The organism is Aeromonas sp. Marseille-Q7275, from assembly GCF_965119515.1.
The window spans coordinates 14,840-38,526 of the sequence record NZ_CBCPLW010000010.1 but is presented as its reverse complement, the minus strand read 5'-3'; the positions used below and the strand labels follow the sequence as shown (position 1 = coordinate 38,526).

General features: G+C 62.6%; 23 protein-coding genes. 15 read left to right on the top strand and 8 right to left on the bottom strand.

What is annotated here, in order from left to right; genetic code table 11:
- Positions 1–5 precede the first annotated feature (5 nt).
- The 6 genes from ACWPWQ_RS11170 (at position 6) to hdfR (ending at position 6,590) form a co-directional block, all read left to right on the top strand.
- Complete coding sequence (locus ACWPWQ_RS11170) at positions 6–2,420, top strand: proprotein convertase P-domain-containing protein (RefSeq protein ID WP_454009793.1); 2,415 nt, start codon at positions 6–8, stop codon at positions 2,418–2,420.
- Positions 2,421–2,482: 62 nt separating this feature from the next.
- Positions 2,483–3,841: an Lcl C-terminal domain-containing protein gene (locus ACWPWQ_RS11165; RefSeq protein WP_454009844.1), complete on the top strand. Its 1,359-nt coding sequence runs from the start codon at positions 2,483–2,485 to the stop codon at positions 3,839–3,841.
- The gene (locus ACWPWQ_RS11160) at positions 3,838–4,395 is read left to right on the top strand and encodes an Lcl C-terminal domain-containing protein (RefSeq protein WP_234677884.1); all 558 of its coding nucleotides are present in this window, start codon (positions 3,838–3,840) and stop codon (positions 4,393–4,395) included. The genes ACWPWQ_RS11165 and ACWPWQ_RS11160 overlap by 4 nt, the downstream gene beginning before the upstream one ends.
- Positions 4,396–4,582: 187 nt before the next feature.
- Positions 4,583–5,065, top strand: a complete 483-nt coding sequence (gene eco / locus ACWPWQ_RS11155; protein WP_005328180.1) for a serine protease inhibitor ecotin — start codon at positions 4,583–4,585, stop codon at positions 5,063–5,065.
- A gap of 290 nt (positions 5,066–5,355) precedes the next feature.
- The gene (gene maoP / locus ACWPWQ_RS11150) at positions 5,356–5,715 is read left to right on the top strand and encodes a DUF413 domain-containing protein (protein ID WP_005328181.1); all 360 of its coding nucleotides are present in this window, start codon (positions 5,356–5,358) and stop codon (positions 5,713–5,715) included.
- Positions 5,715–6,590: an HTH-type transcriptional regulator HdfR gene (gene hdfR, locus ACWPWQ_RS11145; RefSeq protein WP_454009792.1), complete on the top strand. Its 876-nt coding sequence runs from the start codon at positions 5,715–5,717 to the stop codon at positions 6,588–6,590. Before maoP ends, hdfR begins: the two co-directional genes overlap by 1 nt.
- Positions 6,591–6,657: 67 nt before the next feature.
- Here hdfR and tyrA read toward each other — a convergent pair whose 3' ends face one another.
- From tyrA to glpD, 4 genes are all read right to left on the bottom strand, one after another.
- Positions 6,658–7,797, bottom strand: coding sequence for a bifunctional chorismate mutase/prephenate dehydrogenase (gene tyrA / locus ACWPWQ_RS11140; protein WP_454009791.1), 1,140 nt, complete (start codon positions 7,795–7,797; stop codon positions 6,658–6,660).
- Between the two features lie 118 nt (positions 7,798–7,915).
- Positions 7,916–8,989, bottom strand: coding sequence for a 3-deoxy-7-phosphoheptulonate synthase (locus tag ACWPWQ_RS11135; RefSeq protein WP_319912912.1), 1,074 nt, complete (start codon positions 8,987–8,989; stop codon positions 7,916–7,918).
- 330 nt (positions 8,990–9,319) lie between these two features.
- Positions 9,320–10,399, bottom strand: a complete 1,080-nt coding sequence (gene glpQ, locus ACWPWQ_RS11130; RefSeq protein ID WP_454009790.1) for a glycerophosphodiester phosphodiesterase — start codon at positions 10,397–10,399, stop codon at positions 9,320–9,322.
- Between the two features lie 100 nt (positions 10,400–10,499).
- A complete protein-coding gene (gene glpD, locus ACWPWQ_RS11125; RefSeq protein WP_202046248.1) occupies positions 10,500–11,987 on the bottom strand; it encodes a glycerol-3-phosphate dehydrogenase in 1,488 nt (495 codons plus the stop codon).
- Between the two features lie 123 nt (positions 11,988–12,110).
- Here glpD and ACWPWQ_RS11120 point away from each other — a divergent pair, with 123 nt between their 5' ends.
- On the top strand, positions 12,111–12,239 hold the full coding sequence (locus tag ACWPWQ_RS11120; RefSeq protein WP_454009789.1) for a hypothetical protein: 129 nt from the start codon (positions 12,111–12,113) through the stop codon (positions 12,237–12,239).
- A 211-nt stretch (positions 12,240–12,450) separates the two neighbouring features.
- Here ACWPWQ_RS11120 and ACWPWQ_RS11115 read toward each other — a convergent pair whose 3' ends face one another.
- Both ACWPWQ_RS11115 and glpT read right to left on the bottom strand, forming a co-directional pair.
- Positions 12,451–13,209: a DeoR/GlpR family transcriptional regulator gene (locus ACWPWQ_RS11115; protein WP_005328190.1), complete on the bottom strand. Its 759-nt coding sequence runs from the start codon at positions 13,207–13,209 to the stop codon at positions 12,451–12,453.
- Between the two features lie 100 nt (positions 13,210–13,309).
- On the bottom strand, positions 13,310–14,668 hold the full coding sequence (glpT, locus tag ACWPWQ_RS11110) for a glycerol-3-phosphate transporter (protein ID WP_139435903.1): 1,359 nt from the start codon (positions 14,666–14,668) through the stop codon (positions 13,310–13,312).
- Between the two features lie 488 nt (positions 14,669–15,156).
- Here glpT and ACWPWQ_RS11105 point away from each other — a divergent pair, with 488 nt between their 5' ends.
- Both ACWPWQ_RS11105 and glpK read left to right on the top strand, forming a co-directional pair.
- Positions 15,157–16,005 carry an MIP/aquaporin family protein gene (locus tag ACWPWQ_RS11105; protein ID WP_042648340.1) on the top strand — a complete coding sequence of 283 codons (849 nt, stop codon included), beginning with the start codon at positions 15,157–15,159 and terminating at the stop codon, positions 16,003–16,005.
- 41 nt (positions 16,006–16,046) lie between these two features.
- Positions 16,047–17,549, top strand: coding sequence for a glycerol kinase GlpK (gene glpK, locus ACWPWQ_RS11100; RefSeq protein ID WP_139435909.1), 1,503 nt, complete (start codon positions 16,047–16,049; stop codon positions 17,547–17,549).
- A gap of 184 nt (positions 17,550–17,733) precedes the next feature.
- On the opposite strand, the gene ACWPWQ_RS11095 is transcribed toward glpK, so the two are convergent.
- Positions 17,734–18,636, bottom strand: coding sequence for a LysR substrate-binding domain-containing protein (locus ACWPWQ_RS11095; RefSeq protein WP_429108048.1), 903 nt, complete (start codon positions 18,634–18,636; stop codon positions 17,734–17,736).
- 184 nt (positions 18,637–18,820) lie between these two features.
- Here ACWPWQ_RS11095 and ACWPWQ_RS11090 point away from each other — a divergent pair, with 184 nt between their 5' ends.
- The 6 genes from ACWPWQ_RS11090 (at position 18,821) to ACWPWQ_RS11065 (ending at position 23,495) form a co-directional block, all read left to right on the top strand.
- Positions 18,821–19,210, top strand: coding sequence for a DUF6404 family protein (locus tag ACWPWQ_RS11090; RefSeq protein ID WP_454009788.1), 390 nt, complete (start codon positions 18,821–18,823; stop codon positions 19,208–19,210).
- A gap of 300 nt (positions 19,211–19,510) precedes the next feature.
- Entirely contained in the window at positions 19,511–20,116 is a 606-nt protein-coding gene (locus ACWPWQ_RS11085) for a DJ-1/PfpI family protein (RefSeq protein ID WP_268433148.1), read from the top strand.
- A gap of 40 nt (positions 20,117–20,156) precedes the next feature.
- On the top strand, positions 20,157–20,516 hold the full coding sequence (locus ACWPWQ_RS11080) for a VOC family protein (protein ID WP_429108051.1): 360 nt from the start codon (positions 20,157–20,159) through the stop codon (positions 20,514–20,516).
- A 171-nt stretch (positions 20,517–20,687) separates the two neighbouring features.
- Positions 20,688–20,978, top strand: coding sequence for a putative quinol monooxygenase (locus ACWPWQ_RS11075; protein WP_202046254.1), 291 nt, complete (start codon positions 20,688–20,690; stop codon positions 20,976–20,978).
- An 88-nt stretch (positions 20,979–21,066) separates the two neighbouring features.
- Positions 21,067–21,870 (top strand): 2,5-didehydrogluconate reductase DkgB, encoded by an 804-nt coding sequence (gene dkgB, locus ACWPWQ_RS11070; protein ID WP_202046255.1) that lies wholly within the window; start codon positions 21,067–21,069, stop codon positions 21,868–21,870.
- A gap of 452 nt (positions 21,871–22,322) precedes the next feature.
- Positions 22,323–23,495: an MFS transporter gene (locus ACWPWQ_RS11065; RefSeq protein WP_454009787.1), complete on the top strand. Its 1,173-nt coding sequence runs from the start codon at positions 22,323–22,325 to the stop codon at positions 23,493–23,495.
- A 63-nt stretch (positions 23,496–23,558) separates the two neighbouring features.
- Here ACWPWQ_RS11065 and cydX read toward each other — a convergent pair whose 3' ends face one another.
- Positions 23,559–23,672, bottom strand: a complete 114-nt coding sequence (gene cydX, locus ACWPWQ_RS11060) for a cytochrome bd-I oxidase subunit CydX (RefSeq protein WP_005310033.1) — start codon at positions 23,670–23,672, stop codon at positions 23,559–23,561.
- Positions 23,673–23,687: the final 15 nt, after the last annotated feature.

Sequence of the window (23,687 nt, the reverse complement as noted above, 5' to 3'; positions counted from 1 at the left end):
CACCCATGAAACCCTCCTCCCTGGCCCTCTGGCTGGCGGCAACCCTGCTCCCCCAGCCCCTGCTGGCGGCCGAGCTGCAGTTTGTCGATGAGCCCCCCCTGACCACCACGCCCCAGGCCTGGCTGGAGCAGCGCCTCGGCGTGACGCTCGCCCCCGACTACGACAGGGCCAGCCTGCTCGGCCATCACCATAGCTTCCGCATGCTGGTCAACGGCCTGCCGGTGGCCACCACCCAGGCCGCCGTCAGCATAGACGGCGCCGGCAGACCCTGGCGCCTCTATCACAATCTGCGCCCCTTGCAGAGCACCGCGCCCGGCTGCGATGCCAGCACCAGCCTGGATCCCCTGCTGGACCAGCTGCGCGCCGACGGCAGCCGGATAGACCCGCTGGGGCCGGTCGAAGCCTGGTACTGGCGCGACGGCGACACCCTGGTGCCGGCCCTGCGCCAGCGGGTGAGCGAGCACAAGGAGGGCAATGCCAAGGCCACCCGGATCCAGCTGTTTGCCACTTGCGAGGGGGACCGCGAGCTCGGCCGCTGGGGCGATCAGGCGAGCACCCAGGCGCAGCGTACCCCCGATGCGGGAGATCAGCGCGTCCTGGCACGGGTGTTCGATCCCGATCCCCGCACCCAGTTGCAAGACGCCAGCCTGGTCTGGCACGAGGCTCTGGTACTGGCGGATGCCGCCTATCAGGACAAGGTCTCCCTGCCGGTCAGCCTGCAGGGCTCGGACTATGTGCTGAGCGGCCCCCATGCCAGGGTGGTGGATGCCATCGAGCCCACCACCGCCCCCTACGGGACAGACAGCCAGCAGGCCTTTCGCCTGACCCGGGACGACCCGGGCTTTGCCGACATCAACGCCTACTACCACCTGGATCTCGCCCAGCGTCACCTCAAGGCCCTCGGCTTCACCGACCTCATCCCCGGCGCCCTCGACGTCGACACGGACGCAGGCTATCAGGACAACTCCCTCTACGATCCGTTCGAGCGCAGGCTGGAGCTGGGCCGCAGCGGCGTCCCCGATGCCGAGGATCCCATGGTGATCTGGCACGAGTTCGGCCACGGGGTGCAGCACCACATAGTGCCGGATCTCGGGGAAGAGGGGGACTGGGGCGCCATCGGCGAGGGCTTCGGCGACTTCCTGGCCGCCAGCCATCGCCAGCGCAGCGAGGCGGGCCGCCAGTTCGAGCCCGCCATGGTGTTCAACTGGGATGCCCGCTTCACCGACCGCACCCCGCGCCAGCTGGATGATGCTCGGGCCCGCTACCACCCGGACTACAACTACCCGGCCCACCGCACCATCAACGGCAGCAACGGGGATCAGCTGTGGGGCACCCCGCTGTTCCAGGCCCTGCTGGCGTCTGTGGCCGAGCACGGGGAAGGGGCGCGGGACGAGTTCGATCGCCTCGTCATCGAGTCTCACTTCGGCCTGGGGCCCGCCATCCGCATGCCGCAGCTGGCCCGCATTACCGTGGACACGGCGGCGCGCCTCTATCCGGCGCGCTCCTATGCTCGCCATCTGGAGCAGGCGTTTCGCCAGCACGGGCTGCTGCAGGCCCCCGTCAACGTCGCCCTGGCCGAGGGCAGCGCCCTTGCGCTGGGGCAGCGTCAGTCGGTGCAACTGGACCTCAGCAACGCCGGCAGCACCCCGGTGACCCTCAACGCCCTGACCCTGTCCCTGCCCGCCGGCCTGCAGGCCGATCCCCTGGCCTGGTCAGCGACCACCCTGGCGGCCGGCGCCAGCCTCACCACCACAGTGCGACTGCTGGCCGCCAGCCCGCTGGCCTGTGGCGACGAGGTGAGCCTGCCGGTGAGCCTCGCCATGAGCGGCACCAGCCCGACCGAGCGTCAGTGGCAGCAGACCCTCACCCTGCCCATAGGCACCCCCGTCATCAGCCGGGCCAACGGCCAGCCGCTGACCCTCAAGGATGCCCAGAGCGAGGAGGTGCGCGGCATCAGCGAAACCAGCCTGGTGCTTGAGAAGAGCGACGCCCGGGTGAGCGATCGCCTGCAGCTGAACCTGGACTTGCAACACCAGGCCCTGGATGAGCTGGAGATCTGGCTCAACTCCCCCTCAGGCACCCGCATCCAGATCTGGGACAAGGGATACAGCCCGTTGCCACGGCTCAAGGGGGTCTTCCCCACCGAGCTGCTGCCCCTGCAGCCCTTCACCCCCCTGGTGGGAGAGCCGCTGGCCGGTCGCTGGACCCTGGAGGTGGTGGACAGCAAGCCGGGCCATCAGGGGCGCATCAACGGCTGGAGCATCAGCCAGCGCACCGGCGCCCAGTGTGGTGAGCCCGTCGCCCCGCCGGATGACGGCATCATCCACTTCGACACCGCGGACAGCAGCGGGGGCGGCACTGTCAACCTGCTCTGGCTGCTGCCGCTCGCCCTCTGGCGCCGCCTCTGCCGTCGCGGCTGATCCATCCCCATAAAAGCAAAGAGGGGCCAAGGCCCCTCCAAGGACAAGAAATGAAGATAAGAATGACCCCGCTGGCCTGTCTGCTGGCCCCCCTGCTCAGCGCCTGTGGTGGTGGCGGATCCGATGAGGCGCCCCTGACCGCGCCGGACTACCGTCTGACGGTCAACCTGCCCGCAGTGGGCACCCTGTGCGTCAACCTGAACCAGAACGACAACTGCGAGCCAGGCGAGCCCGTGGTCAGTGGCGAGGCTGGCGCGCGCCAGTTGAGCGCCAGCGCCCCCGGCCTGCTCACCAGCCCCTTGCTGTTCCTCCCCCGGGATCCGGACGCCCTGACCCTGACCCACCCGGCGGCGCGCCTGGACGATCAGCACCTCACCCCCACCCCCTTGAGCACGCTGCTGCAGACCCGGGTCGCGGACGGGATACCGCCTGCCCAGGCCCTGGCCGAGCTGCTGCTCGCCCTTGCGCCCCTGCAACCGGATCAGGGACTCGCGGCCCTGGTGCAGCTGGAGGAGTTCAACAGGGCTCTGGAGGCGCTCGCCCTGGCGACACGGGATGACGCCGCCAGCCTGCCCGGTCTCGCCACCGGCGAGCGCCAACGCCAGATCTGGCAGGGGCTGGTCACCCTGCTGCCCGAGCTCGCCCGCCACTTTGCCGCAAGCCCCGAGCTCCTGAGCCAGCAGGCCAGACTCGCCGCCGTGCTGATGCAGCAGCAACCCCGGGCGTTGGTGACCGCCAGCGGCGTCACCACCTACACGGACGGGGTGGATTACCTGCTGACCCAGGAGCCTGCGGATCACCCGGGCCAGGAGGCGAGCCTGGGCCAGGCGCCCCTGCGCTATCGCAAGCTGGACGGCAAGGGGCAGCCCCTGGCGGACAATGCCGACGAGTGGGAGTGCGTGGAGGATCTCAACACCGGCCTCATCTGGGAGAAGAAGCTCGATGATCCGGACAGTCCGCGGGATCTGCACAAAGTCTTCGCCTGGGAGTTTGGCAACTATCACCCCAGTCAGGCGGAGCTGGATTATGCCTGCCCCGAGGGGGAAGCTATCTGCTCCACCGAGCAGTATCGCCAATGGCTCAATGGACAACGACTCTGCGGCATAGGACACTGGCGCCTGCCCACGGCCCAGGAGCTAGGCAGCCTGCAACACTACGGCTCCCTCGCCCGCCAGGATGGCAAGCGGGTCAGCCTGGATGTGCGCTACTTCCCCGACGTCGGTCCCTCGAGCGGCGACTTCGATGGCAGCTACTGGACCCAGACCCTGACCCCATCCCGGCGCCTCGAGAGCGTCCCCATCGCCGTCATCAGCCCTCTGTTCCTGGGGGAGGATGCGGGCACCGATTACCCCTATGGCGTCCAGAACGAAAATGAAATCAATGCCATACAACTGCGCCTTGTGGCCGAGGTAACCCGATGAACAAGTATCTTCTGACCCTGCTGCTCACCCTGTGCAGCCCCCTGGCACTGGCCATCGCCATCTGCGACGACAGCCTGCCGCGCACCAGCCCAAGCTCCCGCTTCCTGGATCGCGGCAACGGCACCGTCACCGACCGGGCTTCCGGCCTCACCTGGATGCGCTGCCAGCTCGGCCAAAGCTGGCAGAATGGAAGCTGCAGCGGCGAGCCGACCCGGCTCTACTGGCAGCAGGCCCTGCTGACCGCAGAGCGGATCCGCACCGAGCCGAGCCATGCCCTCCACGGTTTCGGCGGCCACACCGATTGGCGCCTGCCCACCATCAAGGAGCTCATCAGCATACTGGAGTCCGCCTGCTACAAGCCGGCATTGAACGAGACCCTCTTCCCCCGCGCCATGGCCGGGGACGGCAAGGAGGTGAACGACGGCTATGTCTACCTCTGGTCCTCGACCCCGGTGCCCGCCAGCAAGGGCGTCGCCTATCTGGACATCACCAGTGGTGCCGTCGGCATGCGGGCCCCCGGCTCCTGGGCAAAGCAGGTGCTGCTGGTAAGGTGAGCAGTCCGGGCGGGGACTCCCCTGCCCGGTTTTCCCCCGAATGGCCCCTTTGGGGTGGAAGGCGTCAAAAAAGCATCAAATTACGTCACCCTGTGCCGGTTCAGGCTGGTTTTGCGCGCCGGAGCGCTGGCGTGAAACGGGCAGAGCGGTTAGTCTAGCGGCGTTGAACCAATCCCATGAGGTACAGATGAAAACTGTATTGCGTTTTAGCCTGCTGGGCGCCTTGTTACTGGGCGGCCATGCCTTCGCCGCCGAACCGAAAAAATTTGATATCAGCATGTTCCCTGCCGCCGAAGTGAACCAGGAACGTGTCGTGATCCGCCTGCCGGAAGTCGAAAACGAAGCCGACATGATGGTCGAGCTGCAAGTGGGCAAGAAGATGCTGGTGGACTGCAACCTGCCCCGCTTCGCCGGCAACCTGGAACAGCACAGCGTCAAGGGCTGGGGCTACAACTACCTGACCCTGGGCCAGGTCTCGGGTCCTGTCAGCACCCTGATGGCCTGCCCGGATGGCCAGAAGAAAGAGAGCTTCGTCCAGATCTATGGTCAGGGCTTCTTCGTGAACTACAACTCCAAGCTGCCGTTCGTCATCTATGTGCCGCAGGAGTATGAAGTGCGCTACCGTCTGTGGCGTGCCGACAACCTGGCGCAGCCAGCCATGATTGAATGAGTGCCCGACGCTCAGGTTCAGCCAATCCATGAACAAATAGAGGCGCCGTATGGCGCCTTTGTTTTATTGTTTTCACCCCGCAGAGACCGGGTCCAGCTGTACAAAACCTGACATAACTCCACTATTTTTCAGGCTTTTTGTGCTGTGGACCGCAAAATCCTCCCTCGGGATGAGATAAAGGTCGTTCGATAAAAGATATTTATTAACATAGTAAGAAAATTGATTTTGCACTCTGCGACGGCCTGATGATACTTGCCCGCAAAGGTCAAACTAACCAGAACAAGAGCACTATGAGCTTCGAATCAGACAAGCGTTTCAACGACTTCAAACATTTTCCCCGTGGCCTGCGTCGCAGTGGCGAATTCACCGTGGCCGAAGCGGACAGTCTGGAAAAGTACGGCACAGTGATGCTGGCGCTCTATCAGGGCAACCTGGCCCCCCGCGATGACGTAGAAAGCGCCTTCATCGAGCAGGTCAAGTCTGGCGCAGCCGGCAGCAACCCCCACGCCAAGGTATGGTTCAAGTACCTGAAGGTGATTGGTCCCAAGCGGGTGCACCGTCTGTGCACAGTCGCGGGTGGCGCCAATGAGGATGCGGGCGGCAGCTTTGAGGGCGGTGGCGGCGGTGGCAGCGACGAGTCCCTCGATTAATGGATACCGAGCTGCTTCGGACCTTTATCGAGGTCAGCAAGACCCGGCATTTTGGCCGGGCTGCCGAGAATCTCTACCTGACCCAGTCGGCGGTCAGCTTTCGGATCCGCCAGCTCGAGCAACAACTCGGGGTCAGCCTGTTTGCCCGCCATCGCAACAACATCCGTCTGACCGCCTCCGGTGAGCGTCTGCTGCCTTACGCAGACGCCATCTTGCATACCCTGGGCCGCGCCAAGCAGGACGTGGCCCTCTCCCCCGGTTTCAGTCAGCAGCTCGCCATAGGTGCACCCGCGGTGTTCTGGGAGCTCGACTTCAATGACTGGCTCAACCACGTCTATGCCCTGGCCCCCGGTCTCGCGGTGCGGCTCGAGACGGCGTCTCGCGAGCACCTGTGCCGCCAGTTGCTGGAGCGCTCCCTCGATCTCGCCCTGCTCTCCGAGCCGACCAAGATAGACGAGATAGCCCTGCATCCCATAGGCGAGCTGGTGTTCGAGCTGGTGAGCCGGGAGCCGGCCGCCAATGCGGACAGCCTGATGCAGATGCCCCATATTCACCTCGACTGGGGCACCAGTTTCGAGCCCCCCTCCAGCCGGTTGCAGAGCCTGCAGAAGACCCCGGTGCTGCACTCGAGTTCGGCCAGCATGGCGCTGCAGTTCGTGCTGGCCAACGGGGGCGCCGCCTATCTGCCGCGGCGCATGGTGAGCCCCTTCCTGGAGCAGGGACAACTGCACCTGGTGGAAGGGGGACAGGCGCTGAGCCGCCCGCTCTATCTCGCCTATCTGGATAAATCCGATCGCCGTGAGCTCATCGATCAGCTGCTCACCCTGCCGCTGGGTTGGGATGGCGCCGATCTGCGGCTGCCATCGGCCGAGTAGTCGGGCCTCAGCCTGATCAGCATGAAAAAAAGGGGCCAAGCGGCCCCTTTGTCATGATTGCGTGCCGTCAGACATGGTGACGACGGTCGTTGGCCTGGGCCAGCAGGGTGCGACTCTCGCGCAGGAACTCGTCGGCATGTTCGCCGAAGAAGCTGGAGACTTGCGAGAAGGCCTCGATGAAGCCGTCCCTGTCCCCCCGTTCCAAGAGCCCCAGCGCCTCGCCGAAGTTCTGGTAGTAGCGGCGGATCATCGCGAGGTTCTGCGGTGACGAGAGGATGATGTCGGCATAGAGGTGGGGATCCTGGGCAAACAACCGCCCCACCATGGCGAGCTCCAGCCGGTAGATGGGGGAGCTCAAGGCAAGCAGGCGGTCGATGTTGGCCTGCTCCCGGGAGAGGTGCCAGCCGTAGGCGAAGGTGGCGAAGTGGCGCAGCGCCTGGATGAGGGTCATGGCCTCGTCGTGAGCCTTGGCCTCCACCTGTTGCAGCCGTGCGCCCCAGATGGTCATCTGATCCAGCAGCCACTGGCTGGCGGCGGGGTCGCGACCCTGGCAGCAGACGATCACCTGCTTGGCGAGGCTCGCCACATCCGGCCCGAACATGGGGTGCAGCCCCAGCACAGGCCCCTGGTGCACCGCCAGCATGTGATCGAGCGGCGCCGCCTTCACGCTGGTCACATCCACCAGCAGGCAATCCGCAGGCAGCTTGCCGAGCCGGTCGATGATCTGGCAGGTGATGTCGATGGGCACCGCCACCATCACCAGCCCCGCATCGGCGAGGATCTCGTCGGCGCGCGGCCAGTCCCCCTGCTCCAGGGTCTCGACCCGGTAGCCGGAGAGGCCGAACATCTGGCCGAACAAGCGGCCAAGCTGACCCTGGCCGCCGATGATGACCACCTTACCAAGATCCGGCTTCATGCACTTGAAGTGGTTCTCCTTTTCGCTGGCGGATTCCAGAATATAGGATTCGCGCATCACCCGGCGCAGCACATCCTCGATAAGATCCCCGGGCACCCCCAGCAGTTCGGCCTCGGCCCGGCGGCGGGCCAGCATGCTCGCCTCCCTGTCCGGTGCATAGATGGGCAGGCCGTGGCGGCTCTTCACTTCACCCACTTCCCCCACCAGGGCCAGACGGGCGGCCAGCAGATCAATCAGCTGCCTGTCCACCGCATCTATCTTGTCCCTGAGGGCATTCAACTCTTCAGCCATATCCAGTCCCTGCCGGCGCCGCAGGCGGCGGCGCCCTGTGATTCAAGAGGCAACAAGGTATCACTGCGTGGGCAGTGATACCTCTATGGTTCAATCAGTTACGACAAGATACCACGACTTACGGCGCGGTTCTGCCCTTGAGCGGCGCCGCCAGCTGGCTGTGGCAGCGGGCCAGCAGCGCATCCGTGGTCTCCCAGTCGATGCAGGCATCTGTGATGGAGACGCCGTAGCGCATCTCGCACTTGGGCTGCTCGCTGGACTGGTTGCCCTCGAACAGGTTGGATTCGAGCATCACCCCTATGATGGAGCGGTTGCCCTCCTGGATCTGGTGGATGACGTTGTCCGCCACCTTGGGCTGCAGCCGGTGATCCTTGCTGGAGTTGCCGTGGCTGCAATCCACCACCAGGCCGGGCAGCAGGCCCGCCTTTTCCAGCGCCTCTTCCGCCAGCGACACATTGACGGAGTCGTAGTTCGGGTGCTTGCCGCCGCGCAGGATCACGTGGCCATCCGGGTTGCCCTGGGTCTGCAACAAGGCGACCTGGCCCTGCTGGTTGATCCCCATGAAGGCGTGGGGGCTGGAGGCCGCCTGCAGCGCATTGATGGCGGTACCCAGGTTGCCGTCGGTGCCGTTCTTGAAGCCGACCGGCATGGAGAGACCGGACGCCATCTCCCTGTGGGTCTGGGATTCGGTGGTACGGGCGCCGATGGCCGACCAGGAGAAGAGCTCGGCCAGGTATTGGGGGCTGATGGGATCCAGCGCCTCGGTCGCCAGCGGCAACTCCAGCTCGGCGAGCCAGCAGAGCAGCTCCCGGGCGCGGTGCAGCCCCAGCTCCACGTCGAAGGTGCCGTCGAGGTTCGGATCGTTGATAAAGCCCTTCCAGCCGACCGTGGTGCGTGGCTTCTCAAAGTAGACCCGCATGACAATGTAGAGAGAGTCCTGGTAGGCATCATGCAGCGCTTTGAGTCTGGTTGCGTACTCTTTGGCGGCGTCCATGTCGTGGATGGAGCAGGGTCCACAGATCACCAGCAGGCGGTGATCCCGACGGTGGATGATGTCGGCTATGGTATTGCGGGCCCCTTGCACGAATGCCAGCGCCTTGTCGGAGATGGGCAGCTTCTCCTTAAGCTGGGCAGGCGTGATCATCACTTGTTCGGACTGGATATGGATGTTGTTCAGGGGGTCTCTTTGCATTTTCTCATTCTCTCTACTGTATTTAAGCCAATTGCGCCAAAGTGTATTTATTTATTTACACAAGTCAGCGCTTTGTTACGCAACCGCCCTCACCTTACCAAGGAAAAACAAACAATCAAGTGAAACTAGCGGTGTAGTGCATCAATAGATGGATTAATGACCACTACCGTGACCAAAACAGCCAGAAAGTAGCGCGTGAGAGGCCCCCTGCACCACGAAAATCGTAAACAAATAATTACACCCTGTACCTCGTCACGCCCTGGCCAACCTGCCGCCATAAAAAAGCGGGGCACCTGGCCCCGCTTGCGTTCCCGTGTTGCTCTTCTTTTATTATTTGCCGTGGGCCTTGATGACCGCCACCGCCTTGTCGGGGAAGTCGCTGAACACCCCGTCCACATCCGCCTGATAGAGGAAGATGTTGAGCAGGTCGGTGAAGTCTTTCGCATAGGCCGGGATCTGCCCCTCATCCTGACGGAAGGTATAGGGGTGTACCTTGAGACCGGCGGCGTGGGCCTCCTTCACCATATTGGTAAACACAGGTTTGCCCGGGGTGCCCGGCTCGGTGACTATCATCGGCTTCCAGGGGCCAATGCCGTCGGCGTAGCCGGCTATGGTCTTCATGGCACCCGGCTTGAACATCCAGCCATAGTCGTAGGGGGTCGCCTTGCCCTTGGCGTCGTAGACCATGGTCTCGTTCCAGTCGGTCTCGGCCATCAGCTGCACCAGCTTCAAGTCCATGCCGAGGGCCGGCATCAGCTCGGTGTCGATGCGTTTGAGCTCATCCACGTCGAAGCTCTGCAGATAGACCTTGTCGCTCTTGCCGGTGTAGCCGTACTCCTTGAGCACGGTAAGCACCGCCTTGGAGATGTCCTTGCCCTCGTGGCGGAACAGCCAGGGGGCTTTTATCTCCGGATAGATGCCGATCTCTTTGCCGGTGCTCTTGTTGAGCCCCTGGATCATCTCTATCTCTTCCTGGAAGGTGTGGATCTTGAAGCTCGACTTCCACAGCGGGAAGCGGGCCGGATAGACGGGCACCTGCTTGCCCCCCACCAGCTGGAACGGCTCCGTCATGCGCAGGGAGCGCACCTCGGCCAGGGTGAAATCCACCACATAGTAGCGGCCGTCCGGGCGGGCACGGCCGGGGAAGCGCGTCGCCACATCCGTGATGCCGTCGAGGAAGTGATCGTGCATCACCACCAGTTGGTCATCCCTGGTCATCACCAGATCCTGCTCCAGATAGTCGGCCCCCATGCCATAGGCCAGCGCCTTGGACTCCAGGGTGTGCTCGGGCAGGTAGCCGGAGGCGCCGCGGTGGGCGATCACTATCTTGCCGTCATCTGCGGCCAAGGCGGGCAATGCGAGGGCAACCCCGAGGCCAAGGGCCACCAGGGAGAGGTGAGGTTGTTTCATAAGAACGGCTCTTTGTTATTGTTTATTGGATGTAGGTAGTTGTTATAGCAGAGGTTTATTGCAGTTTAACGGCGGGCGGCAAGGGCCGCCCGCTTCTTCATCAGCTTGCCTTGGGCAGGGCGTGATGGTGTTGCTCCAGCCAGGCGTGCAGTTGCTGCTGCTCGGCATCACAGAGGCGCAGCCCCAGCTTGCTGCGGCGCCACAGTATATCTTCCATCGAATGGGCCCACTCGCGGCTGATCAGATAGCGCACTTCGGATTCATACAGTCCGGCACCAAAGTGCTGGCCGCGCTCCTCGTGCAACCAGAGACGGGCATGACTGCCATAGGCCTCGGCGATGCGGCGGGCGCTGCGCTCGTCCAGCCAGTCGAATTCGAGCATGTAGGCGCGGGCCAGCTCTGTGGTGGAGCAGTCGAACTCGCCGCCGGGCAGACGGCTGGTAGCGGTCCAGTCCTCCCCCATCTGGCTGAACCAGGGTTTGAGCTTGTTGCAGGCGGCCTGGGCCAGCTTGCGATAGGTGGTGAGCTTGCCGCCAAACACCGACAAGAGCGGCGCCCCATCGGATTCGCCGGAGAGCTCAAGGGTGTAGTCGCGCGTCACCGCCTGGGGAGAGTCGGACTCGTCATCGCACAGGGGCCGCACCCCGGCATAGGTCCAGATGACCTCGGAGGGGGCAATCTGGCGGGTGAAATGGGCGTTGACCACCTTGCACAGGTAGCTGATTTCGGCCTCGCTGATCTTCGCCTCCCGCGGGCTGCCATGGTGCTCCACGTCCGTGGTGCCGATGAGGGAGTAGTCCTGCTGGTAGGGAATGACGAAGACGATGCGGTTGTCCTCGTTTTGCAGGATATAGGCCTCTTCGCGCTCATGGATGCGCGGCACTATGATGTGGCTGCCCTTGATGAGGCGGATGCCGCGAGGGGATTTCTCGTGCAGGCTCTCGTCATAGAAGGTCTTGACCCAGGGACCGGCCGCATTGACCAGGCCACGGCAGGTGACGTTGAACTGCTCGCCCCCTTCCCGCTCCAGGGTCAGGGTCCAGTGCTTGGATCCGCGCACCGCCTTGACGCAGCGGGTGCGGGTCTGCACATCGGCGCCCTTGTCCCGGGCCATCATGGCGTTGAGCACCACCAGGCGGGCGTCGTCGACCCAGGCGTCCGAGTACTCGAACCCCTTGTTGATGCCGCTCTTGAGGCCATCTTGCGGCAGGAAGCGCAGGCCGCAGCTCCCCTTGAGCTTGTCGCGCTTGGCCAGGTTGTCGTAGAGGAAGAGGCCGGCACGGATCATCCAGGCCGGGCGCAGGTGCGGGCGGTGCGGCAGCCGGAAGCGCATGGGACGGGCGATGTGCGGCGCCATGCCGAGCAGCACCTCCCGCTCCGCCAGCGCCTCTTTCACCAGCCTGAATTCGTAATGTTCGAGATAGCGCAAGCCGCCGTGGATCAGCTTGCTGGAGTTGGACGAGGTGGCCGAGGCGAGATCCTGTGCCTCGAACAGCGCCACCTTCAGCCCCCGCCCCGCCGCATCCGCCGCAATGCCGACCCCGTTGATGCCGCCGCCGACGACGACCAGATCATAATGTTCGCTCATGTTCACCTACTTTCTTATTTTGTGTTCGCCATGCCGGCAATGTTTGATTTCGCTCATATTAGAACATGAAAAACCAATAAACGAACATTTCGTGAGAGAAATGTGATCGCGATTGTTCTGACAATGCTAAAAATGCTGCCGGTCGGTGACAAAGTGCCACCCCAAGCCCTCGCCATAGTCCCTACTGCCAAGGCGAATCTGCCGCAACGGATGCTGGCGCGACTGGCCGAGGCCGAAGGAGCCAAGCTCTGAAGCTGAGATTGCCCAGAGGCAAACCACCTGGGACGAGAGGATAGCCGTTGTTTTTAGCTCAAGCAGGCAGCGGCCAGCCGAGACGGCGCCACAGGGACAGAAGGAGAGAGGCTGCAGGGGCAAGGCGCCCCGCATGGAGAAGGCCCCGTGAGAGAGCAGCAAGAAAGCGGCCGCCTGACGGCGGCCTGATGCTAGTGCGGCGTGGGGAGACTCAGCAGATGTGGCAGGCTATCTGATGCTGGGACATCAGTCGCATCAGCTTCTCAGGCGGCTCCTGATCCGTGAACAGGGCGTGGATCTGGTTGAGGTTGCCGAGGTTGACCATGGCATTGCGCCCGAACTTGGTGTGGTCGGCGGCCAGGAACACCTGGCGGGAGTGGGCGATGATGGCCTGGGCTATCTTCACCTCGTGGTAATCGAAATCGAGCAAGGAGCCGTCGTTGTCGATGCCGGAGATGCCGATGACGCCATAGTCCATGCGGAACTGGCCGATGAAGTCACGGGTCGCCTCCCCGACGATGCCGCCGTCCCGGTTGCGGATCTCGCCACCGGCGATGATGACGGTGAAGTCATCCTTGGCGGTGAGTATGCTGGCGACGTTGAGGTTGTTGGTGACCACGCGCAGCTCCCTGTGATCCAGCAGGGCGCGGGCGATGGCTTCCGTGGTGGTGCCGATGTCGATGAAGAGCGACGAGCCGTCCGGAATATTGGCGGCCACCTCGCGGGCGATCCGCTCCTTCTCCTTGAGCTGCATCACCTTGCGGGCGCTGTAGGCGGTATTGACTGTACTCGAATGCAATGAGGCCCCGCCGTGATGGCGCCTTATCTTGTTCTGCTCGGCGAGATCGTTCAGATCCCGGCGAATGGTCTGGGGGCTGACGTCAAAATGGGTCACCAGATCGTCGGTCGAGACAAAGCCCTGCCTTGTCAGAACGTCCAGGATCTCCAGATGTCGTTGGGTTTGCTTCACGCTTGCACTCCGCTTGAGAGACGAAAAAAGGCCCCGGCATTGCGGGGCCTTTGGCAGTGTACCCTATCCCTTTTCGGACTGATAAGGGCAGGATCACGTTTTATGCCTTGTCGGCAGCGGCCTTCTTGGCAGCGACGGCGATGTTCTCGTGCTTGAGGGTCATTGCCAGCAGCACTATAGAGAGCACGCAAGATGCGGTCAGCACCATGAAACCGCCGTCCCAGCCGAAGTGGTCAACGGTGTAGCCCAGCATGGCGTTGGCCGCCACGGCGCCACCCAGATAACCGAACAGACCGGTGAAGCCCGCCGCGGTACCGGCCGCCTTCTTCGGCGCCAGCTCCAGCGCATAGAGACCTATCAGCATGACGGGGCCATAGATCAGGAAGCCGATGGCGACCAGGGCCAGCATGTCGACGGTGGGGTTGCCCGCCGGGTTGAGCCAGTAGACCAGCACAGCCAGGGTCACCAGCACCATGAACAGGATACCGGCCGGTGCGCGGCGGCCCTGGAACAGCTTGTCCGAGATCCAACCGCACAGCAGGGTGCCCGGGATGCCCGCCCACTCATAGAGGAAGTAGGCCCAGGAGGAGTGATCCACGCTGAAGTCTTTGGCTTCTTTCAGGTAGGTCGGCGCCCAGTCCAGCACACCGTAACGAATGAGATAAACGAAGGCGTTGGCAATGGCGATGTACCACAAGAGCTTGTTGTGCAGCACGTACTTGACGAAAATCTCCTTGGCGGAAAACTCCTGCTCGTGACTCTCGTTGTAATCCTTGGGGTAGTCGTCCTTGTACTCCTCGATGGGGGGCAGACCCACGGACTGCGGGGTATCACGCATCACGAAGAAGGCGATCACCGCAATGGCAGCGGCAGCAGCAGCCGGTACATAGAAGGCACTGCGCCAGTCATTGAACCAGCCCATCCCCAGGATGAACAGCGGACCTATCATGCCGCCACCCACGTTGTGGGCCACGTTCCAGACCGCGACCACTTCGCCCCGCTCCTTCTGTGACCACCAGTGCACCATGGTGCGACCGCAGGGCGGCCAGCCCATGCCCTGCACCCAGCCGTTGAGGAACAGCAGCACGAACATGATGGCGATGCTGGAGGTAGCCCAGTGCACTGTCCCCATCATGAACATGATGCCGGCCGAGAGCAGCAGGCCGGCGGAGAGGAAGTAACGCGCATTGGAGCGATCCGACACGTTCCCCATCAGGAATTTGGAGAGACCGTAGGCAATGGAGACGCCGGACAGGGCCAGGCCCAGATCACCGCGGGAGAAGCCCTGCTCGATGAGGTAGGGCATCGCCAGACTGAAGTTCTTGCGCACCAGGTAGTAGCCGGCATAACCGAAGAAGATCCCGAAAAACACCTGCCAGCGCATGCGTTTGTAGAAGGGATCCACCTTGTCGGCCGGTAGCCGCTCTATGTGGGGTGCAGGCCTGAAGAGACTAAGCATGTTCTGCTTCCTTATTGTTGTTATGGGCGGTTGAGGGTGCCCCGATCATGCCTGCGACCAGATGAGTCCTTATTCGCAAGCGAGCCTATTGTGCTCATTTGTGAACATTCAATCTGTGATGAAGGCTAAATTATTGCAGTTTTATTACAAAAAATGTCACCCGATGAGTGATCGCTCATCGGCCTCCAGCCCTTGCAGGGCAAGGAATTCAGATACCCACTAAGGAGTAATGTTGCCGCTAACAGTTGCTTTTCGTCACATTTTCTTAGCAATGAATGGGATCTTGTCCACATTTCCGGTGGCGGGGGTCTGGTGAATTGGCACAGAAGGTTTATTTTCTCTCTCGTCCAAGAACGAGCGCAAACGAGCATAACGTTTGCGTCAGCTCAAATAACAAGAAGAAACGTTTTCGGACGCAAAAAATGGGAATGCAAGATAACGAAACGGAACATCAAACCTACTCTGGGTGGATATAAGGAATAACAACTATGAGCATACAAAGACCCAATACCCTGCTCGGCGAGTGCCTCGCCGAGTTTATCGGCACCGGCCTGCTGATCTTCTTCGGCGTCGGCTGTGTGGCTGCCCTGGTGCTGGCTGGCGCCAACTTCGGGCAATGGGAAATCTCCATTACCTGGGGCCTGGGGGTCGCCATCGCCATCTACGTGACCGGCGGCATCTCTGGCGCCCACCTGAACCCGGCGGTGACCCTGGCGCTGATGACCTTCTGCGGCTTCGACAAGCGCAAGGTGGTGCCCTTCATCATCGCCCAGATAGCGGGTGCCTTCGCCTCCGCCGCCCTGGTCTACTTCCTCTATGGCAACCTCTTCACCCAGTGGGAACTGACCCACAACGTGGTGCGCGGCAGCGTAGAGAGCCTTGGCACCGCCGGCATCTTCTCCACCTACCCCAATGCCCTGCTCTCCAACATGCAGGCGTTCGCGGTCGAGCTGGTGATCACCGCCGTCCTGATGCTGGGCATCATGGCGCTGGGTGACAACAACAACGGCGCCCCCAAAGGCTTCGCCGCCGCCCTGCTGATCGGCATACTGATCGCGGTGATCGGCGCCTCCCTCGGCCCCCTGACCGGCTTTGCCATGAACCCGGCCCGTGACTTTGGTCCCAAACTGTTCGCCTTCTTTGCAGGCTGGGGCGATGTGGCCCTGACCGGCGGTCGCGACAACCCCTACTTCTGGGTCCCCATCCTCGGCCCCATCGTCGGCGCCCAGCTGGGTACCGCTCTGTATGTGAAAGTGCTGGCTCCCTGCGTCCCGGGCAACCGTGTCGCGACCGAAGAAGCCGCCAAGCTGTCCAATAAAGAAGAGGCCGCCGCCTAAGAGCGGTCCCTTACGTGGAAAATAAGAACGTGGAGAACATCATGTCTGCTGAAAAGAAATTTGTCGTCGCGCTGGATCAAGGTACCACCTCCTCCCGTGCCATCGTGTTCGATCAGGACGCCAACATAGTCGCGACCTCCCAGCGCGAATTCACCCAGCACTACCCGAAAGCGGGCTGGGTCGAGCACGACCCCATGGAGATCTGGGCGACCCAGTCCTCCGTCTTCACCGAGGTGCTGGCCAAGAGCGGCCTGCACAGCGAGCAGATCGCCGCCATCGGCATCACCAACCAGCGTGAAACCACAGTGGTGTGGGAGAAAGCCACCGGCAAACCCGTCTACAACGCCATCGTCTGGCAGTGCCGCCGCACCGCGGCCATCTGTGAAGAGCTCAAAGCGCGCGGCCTGGAAGAGTACGTGCGGGAAAACACCGGCCTGGTGCTGGACGCCTACTTCTCCGGCACCAAGGTGAAGTGGATCCTGGACAACGTGGAAGGGGCCCGCGAGAAGGCGATGAACGGCGAGCTGCTGTTCGGCACCATAGACACCTGGCTGGTGTGGAAGATGACCAACGGCGAGGTGCACGTCACCGATCCAACCAACGCATCGCGCACCATGCTCTACAACATCCGCGATCTGAAGTGGGACGAGCGGATGCTGGACGAGCTGGGCATCCCCGCCTCCATGCTGCCCGAGGTCAAGCCCTCCTCCGAGGTCTATGGCTACACCACCCGTGGCGGCGGCTCCCGCATCCCCATAGCCGGCATCGCCGGTGACCAGCAGTCCGCCCTGTTCGGCCAGCTCTGTTTCGAGAAAGGCATGGCCAAGAACACCTATGGCACCGGCTGCTTCCTGCTGATGAACACAGGCACCGAGCCGGTTCGTTCCAGCAACGGCCTGCTGACCACGGTCGCCATCGGCCCGAAAGGGGAAGTGAACTACGCCCTCGAGGGTGCGGTGTTCATGGGTGGCGCCACCATCCAGTGGCTGCGTGACGAGCTGAAAATCATCCACGATGCCCGCGACACCGACTACTTCGCCTCCAAGGTGGGCGACACCAACGGCGTCTACCTGGTACCGGCCTTCGTCGGCCTGGGCGCCCCCTACTGGGATCCGTATGCTCGCGGCACCATGGTCGGCCTGACCCGCGGCGCGAACCGCAACCACATCATCCGTGCCGCGCTGGAATCCATCGCCTACCAGAGCCGCGACGTGCTGGATGCCATGCAGCAGGACTCCGGCATCAAGCTGGCGGCCCTGAAGGTGGACGGTGGCGCCGTGGCCAACGACTTCCTGATGCAGTTCCAGGCCGACATGATGCACACCCCAGTGGTGCGTCCGACCCGCATCGAGACCACCGCCATGGGCGCCGCCTTCCTGGCAGGCCTCGCCGTCGGCTTCTGGAAGAGCTCCGACGAGCTGGAAGACAAGTTCAGCGTCGATCGCGAGTTCATCCCGCAGATGGACAAGGCCGATCGCGCCAAACGTTACAGCGGCTGGCAGAAGGCGGTCGAACGCTCACGCCGCTGGGCCGAAGAGGAGTGATGGGGTAACCGACACCTCCTTGAGATGAAAAAAGCAAAGAGGCCGACAGCGATGTCGGCCTCTTCTTATTGGCGCTCGCGAACGCCCCTTCCGCCCCCTCCCCTTGCCAAGGGATGGGAGAAAATGACCCCTCCCCCTCGTGGAGGGGGAGGCCGGGAGCGGGTTGGCACTGTCGGCATGCCCTCTACAACGCCTCGGCGCCGAGCTGCTCTTTGAGGAAGTCGAGCCAGACCCGCAGCCGGATGTCCCGCTGGGCATCGGAGTAGAACACCCCGTTGATGGGACGCGAGGCGCCGCTGTTGCTGCGGGCCAGCACCTCCACCAGGGCGCCGCTCGCCCTGTCCTCCCCCGTCATGAAGTCCGACAGGCAGACGATCCCCTGCCCTCTGCGCGCCAGCTGGCGCAGGGTCTCTCCGCTGCTGGCCCGCAGGGTCGGGGTGATGGCGAACCTGTCCCCCTGCTCGGCGCTCAGCAAGGGCCAGTGGTTGAGGTGATCGGGGTGCAAAAAACCGAGCAGCTCGTGGCCCGCCAGCAAGTCAGCCGGCTGGCGCGGGGTGCCGCGCTCCGCAAGATAGTCCGGGGAGGCGAGCAGCCGCAGCTTGGATCGCCCGAGCGGCAGGGCCCGCAGGGAGGAGTCCGTCAGCTCGCCGATGCGAATGGCCATGTCCACCCGCCGCTCCATCAGATTGATGAAGCCCTCGGAGCTGTGCAGTTGCAGCTCGATGCCGGGGTAGCGGCGGCGAAACTCCCCTATGATGGGCACCAGCCGGTGCAGGATAAAGGGGGTGGCGGCATCGACCCTCAGCACCCCTTCGGGTTGTTCTCGGCGCATCAGCAGATGGCTCTCCGCCTCGCTCATCTCGGTCAGCACCTTCACCGCCCGCTGATAGAACCAACTCCCCTCCTCGGTCAGGCTGACCCGCCTCGTGGTGCGGTTGAGCAGCACGGTGGCGAGCTTCTCTTCGAGGCGCTTGATGCCGCGGCTCACCACCGAGTTGTCCATGCCGAGGTTCTCCGCCGCCTGGCGAAAGCTGCCCGCCTCCACCACGGCCACAAACAGGGTCAGTTCATCGGAATGGGTCTTCATTGTTGTCATCCTGGCAAGAGTCATGGGGCTTTATAGGCGCAATGGCCCGGGATTGGCAAGGCAGGCGTCGCGATTTCCACAGATAAATAACGTGATGGCCAGCGCAAACCAGGCTCGCCCTTTGCCGGTACAATGCTGCCAAAATGGCATCGAATGGCGCCGCCAGGTCACAAGGACAAACACCATGACATTCGAAACGCGGCTGGCCGCCGCCCATCAGGAGCTGGCCAGCAAAGGGGTATGGCACGCCAACTACAATCCGCCCCTGTGCAGACAGCTGCGCAGGCTGGGTTGCCCGGTCAAACCGCCCCACTATCAGGGCTGGCTTACCAACGTTCTCGGGTTTGGCATCAGCATAGGGCTGTTCTGGGGTCTGTTGATGTGGTTTTTCAGCTGGCAACCCATGGGGATAGGACCGCTATTTGCCCTGCGCCAAACAGCCCTGTTTGCCGGATTATTCGGTATCTTGATGGCAAGTTGGCTCTGGCTCAGGGGCAGACAGCTTAAATTGACCCCATGGGATCGACTGGCGCCGTCCATTACCCCGCTCCACGACAAAGGCCCCACCCGATGACCAGACAGTGTTGCCCCCGCTGCGGGATGCATACAGAGCACAGCGAGCGGATAAAGCAGAAGCCTTCCCCCTATCCCAAAACCCGCCGCGGCCACTTCAGGGCGTTTCTCAACGGATTTTTCTCCGGGGTCGGCGGTCATGGCATCGCCACACTTGAGCTACTCGACCGCTATGTGGTGTGCCAGCAGTGCGGACTGGAGCGACTTGAAAATCACGGCGAGGAGTTCAAATAGTCTCACCTAACCATGACGAGAAAAGTGATGACCACCGTTCACCCCATAAAAACGGCAGGAAAACCTGATGCATACCATCGCCATTATTATTTTTGATGACTTTACCGATATCGATTTCTTCTTGATAAAAGACATTCTTGGCAGAACCCAGCACGACTGGGTGGTTAAGGTTCTGGGTACAAAACCAAGCCATCATTCCGTGTTGGGTAACTCAGTCACAACTGATGGCCATATTCTGGCAGCCAATGATGCCGATGCAGTCATTTTCAGTAGTGGCCAGAAAGGGATTCCGGCTGTACTGGCCGACCCGCAATTTATGTCCTCATTCAAACTGGATCCTGAGAAACAGTTGATTGGATCTATCTGCGCAGGCTCCTTTATCTTGGCGCAACTGGGTCTGCTCGATGGCAAGCAAGCCACGACCCATCCAGATGCTAAGCCCGCCTTGCTCACTCAGGGTGTGGATGTTCAAGACAAACCGCTTGTGGTCGAGGGAAATATCGCAACCGCAGGTGGTTGTCTCTCTGCTCTTTATCTGACAGGTTGGTTGGCGGAACGACTCTGCAATGCTGCCAAACGTCGTGAAATTCACCGGCAACTCCTGCCTGCGGGACAGGCAGATATCTATGAAAAATTGATCAACTCCTCAATTGCTGCCGCTTATCGCGACTAAATAATGATGTTGTTTACAAATGTTAATGGAGATAGCCCACATGAAAGCCCATGAGAAACTGAACTATGTGGAATTTGCGGCAAGGGATCTCGCCGCGACCAAGGCCTTCTTCACCGCCGCCTTTGGCTGGCAGTTCGCCGACTACGGTCCCGATTATTGCGCCTTCGAAGGGGAAGGGCTGGATGGCGGCTTCTACCGCGCAGATATGTGCAGTCACAGCCATCAGGGGGGCGCCCTGCTGGTGTTCTACAGCGCCGACATTGCGGCAACCCAGGCCAAGGTGCAGCACCATGGCGGCATCATCAACCGCCCGCTGTTCGACTTCCCCGGCGGTCGGCGCTTCCACTTTGTCGAACCCAGCGGCAACGAGTTTGCGGTCTGGTCCGAACCGGCGGCCTGATGGCGAGGGCGTCCCGGCGCCCCCTGCGGCTTTACCTCCCTGACCTCCTCGCCGGCACCTCGCCCAGCCCATTTATTGCTGCTCTTATCTCAATAGTGTTTTGCGACTGCTGCCCTGTTTCCCCCAGTCTGCCGGGGGCATACTGACCGTCGTTTTAGCAAAGAGGTGCAGATGTCATCCCCCATCACAGTGATTGCCGAGCTTGAGGCCAAGCCTGAATTTGCCGCCGAGTGTCGCGCCGCCTTGAGCCCCTTGATAGCGGCTACCCTGCAAGAGCCCGGGTGCCTCTGCTACCAGTTGCACCAGAGCCTGGATAGCCCCCACGGCTGGATGATCCACGAGGCGTGGGAGAGCGAGGCCGCCCTCAGCGCCCACCAGCAGCAGCCCCATTTTCTCGCCTTCGTGGCCAGCACCCGGGGCTGGTTTGCCAGCACCAGCGTTCGCCGCTATCAACTAGCCTGAATCCAGCTGCGGCCTGCCCCTGCCCGCCCTGGATGCGGGGACGGGCCGACACAATATTGAGCGTAGAAACAATAACTTGAGGAATATGATGATGAAGATGCCCAACCTGGGTCTTGGTACCTTTCGCCTGAAGGATCAGCCCCTGCGCGACTCCCTGCTGCAGGGTCTGGATCTCGGCTATCGCCATATCGATACCGCCCAGATCTATGACAACGAGGCCGAAGTGGGCCGCTTGATGAGCGAAAGCGGCGTGCCCCGCCAGGATATCTACCTGACCACCAAGGTGTGGATCAGCGAGTTCGGCCCGGGCAAGGTGATCCCGAGCCTGGAGTTGAGCCTGGAGAAACTGCGCACCGACTACCTGGATCTGGCGCTCATTCACTGGCCCTCCCCCCAGGATGAGGTGCCGATGGCGGTCTATCTGGAGCAGCTCGCCGAGGCCAAGGCCCGGGGTCTGACCCGGGAGATAGGGGTTTCCAACTTCACCGTGGCCCAGCTCAAGCAGGCGATCGAGATCCTGGGGCCGGGCGCCATCGCCCACCAGCAGGTGGAGATCCACCCCCTGCTGCAAAACCGCAAGGTGGTTGAGTTCTGCCAGGAGCACGGCATCGCCATCACCGCCTATATGCCGCTGGCCTATGGCAAGGTGCTCGCCGAGCCGCTGCTGATGGAGATCGGCAAGCGCCACGGCGTCTCGGCGGCCCAGGTGTCGCTCGCCTGGCTGCTGGCCCAGGGCATGACGGTGATCCCGAGCTCCACCAAACGGGAGAATCTCGCCGCCAACCTGGCTGCGCTGAAGGTCAAACTCAGCCCCGAGGAGATGGCACAGATTGCCACCCTGGAGCGAGGCGAGCGCTGCGCCAACCCGGACTTCGCACCGGCCTGGGATTGATCCCCCTCATCCCCAGCCCTTCTCCCGCCAGGGGAGAAGGGAGCAAACCGCACTCCGGGATCTGTCTGTGACCCCAAGCGGGAGGCATCATGCCTCCCGCTTTTTCTCGTCTTCCCCTCCCCCACCATCACCAGGCATCTGGCACTGGACGCCATCCAGCCCTGCGCGGCCATACTGCCGCCAGTGCTGCTCCCCCAGAGCCTTCCCTTGCCCTTTTATCCCTTGCCTCTGTGTTCCCGGCCCGCTCTGTACGCGTTGCTGCTACGCGCCTTGTCTCTGTCTTCCGCTAACTCTGCATAGCCGCTCTTGCTGCCTCAGCCACTCCTCCTTCCACGGCACCATTGCTGCTTATTTGGCAAAAGTAATTTGATGTTGCCGTCATTTTTGCCAACAAAGCTCATCGGCATACTGGCGCCATTCTCCCGTCGGGAGCCACTATCCAAGGAGTTTGTATGCCACTGGCGTTATTTGCCCTCACCCTGAGTGCCTTTGCGATCGGCACCACCGAGTTTGTGATCGTGGGGCTGATCCCCACCATAGCCGAGCAGCTCAATGTCTCGCTCCCCTCGGCGGGCCTGCTGGTCAGCCTCTATGCCCTGGGGGTGGCCATAGGCGCACCTGTGCTGACGGCGCTCACCGGCAAGCTGCCGCGCAAGTGGCTGCTGGTGGGCCTGATGGCGCTCTTCACCGCCGGCAACCTGCTGGCCTGGCAGGCACCGGGATACGAGAGCCTGATCGTCGCCCGCATCCTCACCGGACTGGCCCACGGGGTCTTCTTCTCGGTGGGCAGCACCATCGCCACCGGGCTGGTGGCCAAGGAGAAGGCGGCGAGCGCCATCGCCATCATGTTCAGCGGCCTCACGGTCGCCCTGGTGACCGGCGTGCCGCTCGGCACCTGGATTGGTCAGCAGTTCGGCTGGCGCGAGACCTTCCTGGTGGTGAGCGCACTCGGGGTCATCGCCATGGCAGGCAGCCTGCTGCTCATCCCCGGCAACCTGCCCAAGGGGACAGCCTCCAGCCTCAGTGAGCAGCTCGCCGTGCTGACCCACAAGCCCCTGCTGATGGTCTATGTCAAGACGGCCCTGGGCTACGGCGGCGCCTTCACCGCCTTTACCTTCCTCGCCCCCATCCTGCAGCAGGTGAGCGGTTTTGGTGCCAATGCGGTGAGCCTGATCCTGCTGGTGTACGGCGTCTCCGTGGCGGTCGGCAATATCTGGGGCGGCAAGCTCGCGGACAAGATGGGCCCGCTGCCCGCCTTGAAGCTGATGTTTGGCGGTCTGGCGCTCATCCTGCTGATGCTCACCTTCACCGCGCCCCATCCGGTGCTCGCCGTGCTGACCGTGCTGGTGTGGGGTGCCTTCGCGTTCGGCAACGTGCCGGGACTGCAGGTGCTGGTGGTGAAACAGGCCGAAATCCACACCCCCAATGCCGTGGATGTGGCCTCCGGCCTCAACATCGCCGCCTTCAACGTCGGCATCGCGCTGGGATCCGTGGTGGGTGGTCTCGTGGTGGATCACCTGGGTCTGATGCACACCCCCTGGATCGGGGCCCTCATCGTGCTGCTGGCCTATGGCCTCACCCACGTCAGCGAGAGGCGCGAGGCCAAGTTGGCGCTGGCGGTTTAACCTCCCACAGACGAAGAGGCCGACACCCTGTGTCGGCCTCTTTCATTGGCAAGATGGCGCGGCTCAAGACTCCTTGAGATCCTCGTCGGCGGCCCAGCGCGCCTCCAGCCAGAGCAGATTGACCAGGCCGCACAGCAGCGCGAACCCCAGCCCCAAAATCCAGGTGAAATACCACATATCAACGACTCCTCA

Bases quoted from the DNA above. Each gene is read 5' to 3' on its own strand.
- ACWPWQ_RS11170 (WP_454009793.1), top strand. From the start codon at position 6: ATGAAACCCTCCTCCCTGGCCCTCTGGCTGGCGGCAACCCTGCTCCCC.
- ACWPWQ_RS11165 (WP_454009844.1), top strand. From the start codon at position 2,483: ATGACCCCGCTGGCCTGTCTGCTGGCCCCCCTGCTCAGCGCCTGTGGT.
- ACWPWQ_RS11160 (WP_234677884.1), top strand. From the start codon at position 3,838: ATGAACAAGTATCTTCTGACCCTGCTGCTCACCCTGTGCAGCCCCCTG.
- eco (WP_005328180.1), top strand. From the start codon at position 4,583: ATGAAAACTGTATTGCGTTTTAGCCTGCTGGGCGCCTTGTTACTGGGC.
- maoP (WP_005328181.1), top strand. From the start codon at position 5,356: ATGAGCTTCGAATCAGACAAGCGTTTCAACGACTTCAAACATTTTCCC.
- hdfR (WP_454009792.1), top strand. From the start codon at position 5,715: ATGGATACCGAGCTGCTTCGGACCTTTATCGAGGTCAGCAAGACCCGG.
- tyrA (WP_454009791.1), bottom strand. From the start codon at position 7,797: ATGGCTGAAGAGTTGAATGCCCTCAGGGACAAGATAGATGCGGTGGAC.
- ACWPWQ_RS11135 (WP_319912912.1), bottom strand. From the start codon at position 8,989: ATGCAAAGAGACCCCCTGAACAACATCCATATCCAGTCCGAACAAGTG.
- glpQ (WP_454009790.1), bottom strand. From the start codon at position 10,399: ATGAAACAACCTCACCTCTCCCTGGTGGCCCTTGGCCTCGGGGTTGCC.
- glpD (WP_202046248.1), bottom strand. From the start codon at position 11,987: ATGAGCGAACATTATGATCTGGTCGTCGTCGGCGGCGGCATCAACGGG.
- ACWPWQ_RS11120 (WP_454009789.1), top strand. From the start codon at position 12,111: ATGCTAAAAATGCTGCCGGTCGGTGACAAAGTGCCACCCCAAGCCCTC.
- glpT (WP_139435903.1), bottom strand. From the start codon at position 14,668: ATGCTTAGTCTCTTCAGGCCTGCACCCCACATAGAGCGGCTACCGGCC.
- ACWPWQ_RS11105 (WP_042648340.1), top strand. From the start codon at position 15,157: ATGAGCATACAAAGACCCAATACCCTGCTCGGCGAGTGCCTCGCCGAG.
- glpK (WP_139435909.1), top strand. From the start codon at position 16,047: ATGTCTGCTGAAAAGAAATTTGTCGTCGCGCTGGATCAAGGTACCACC.
- ACWPWQ_RS11095 (WP_429108048.1), bottom strand. From the start codon at position 18,636: ATGAAGACCCATTCCGATGAACTGACCCTGTTTGTGGCCGTGGTGGAG.
- ACWPWQ_RS11090 (WP_454009788.1), top strand. From the start codon at position 18,821: ATGACATTCGAAACGCGGCTGGCCGCCGCCCATCAGGAGCTGGCCAGC.
- ACWPWQ_RS11085 (WP_268433148.1), top strand. From the start codon at position 19,511: ATGCATACCATCGCCATTATTATTTTTGATGACTTTACCGATATCGAT.
- ACWPWQ_RS11080 (WP_429108051.1), top strand. From the start codon at position 20,157: ATGAAAGCCCATGAGAAACTGAACTATGTGGAATTTGCGGCAAGGGAT.
- ACWPWQ_RS11075 (WP_202046254.1), top strand. From the start codon at position 20,688: ATGTCATCCCCCATCACAGTGATTGCCGAGCTTGAGGCCAAGCCTGAA.
- dkgB (WP_202046255.1), top strand. From the start codon at position 21,067: ATGATGAAGATGCCCAACCTGGGTCTTGGTACCTTTCGCCTGAAGGAT.
- ACWPWQ_RS11065 (WP_454009787.1), top strand. From the start codon at position 22,323: ATGCCACTGGCGTTATTTGCCCTCACCCTGAGTGCCTTTGCGATCGGC.
- cydX (WP_005310033.1), bottom strand. From the start codon at position 23,672: ATGTGGTATTTCACCTGGATTTTGGGGCTGGGGTTCGCGCTGCTGTGC.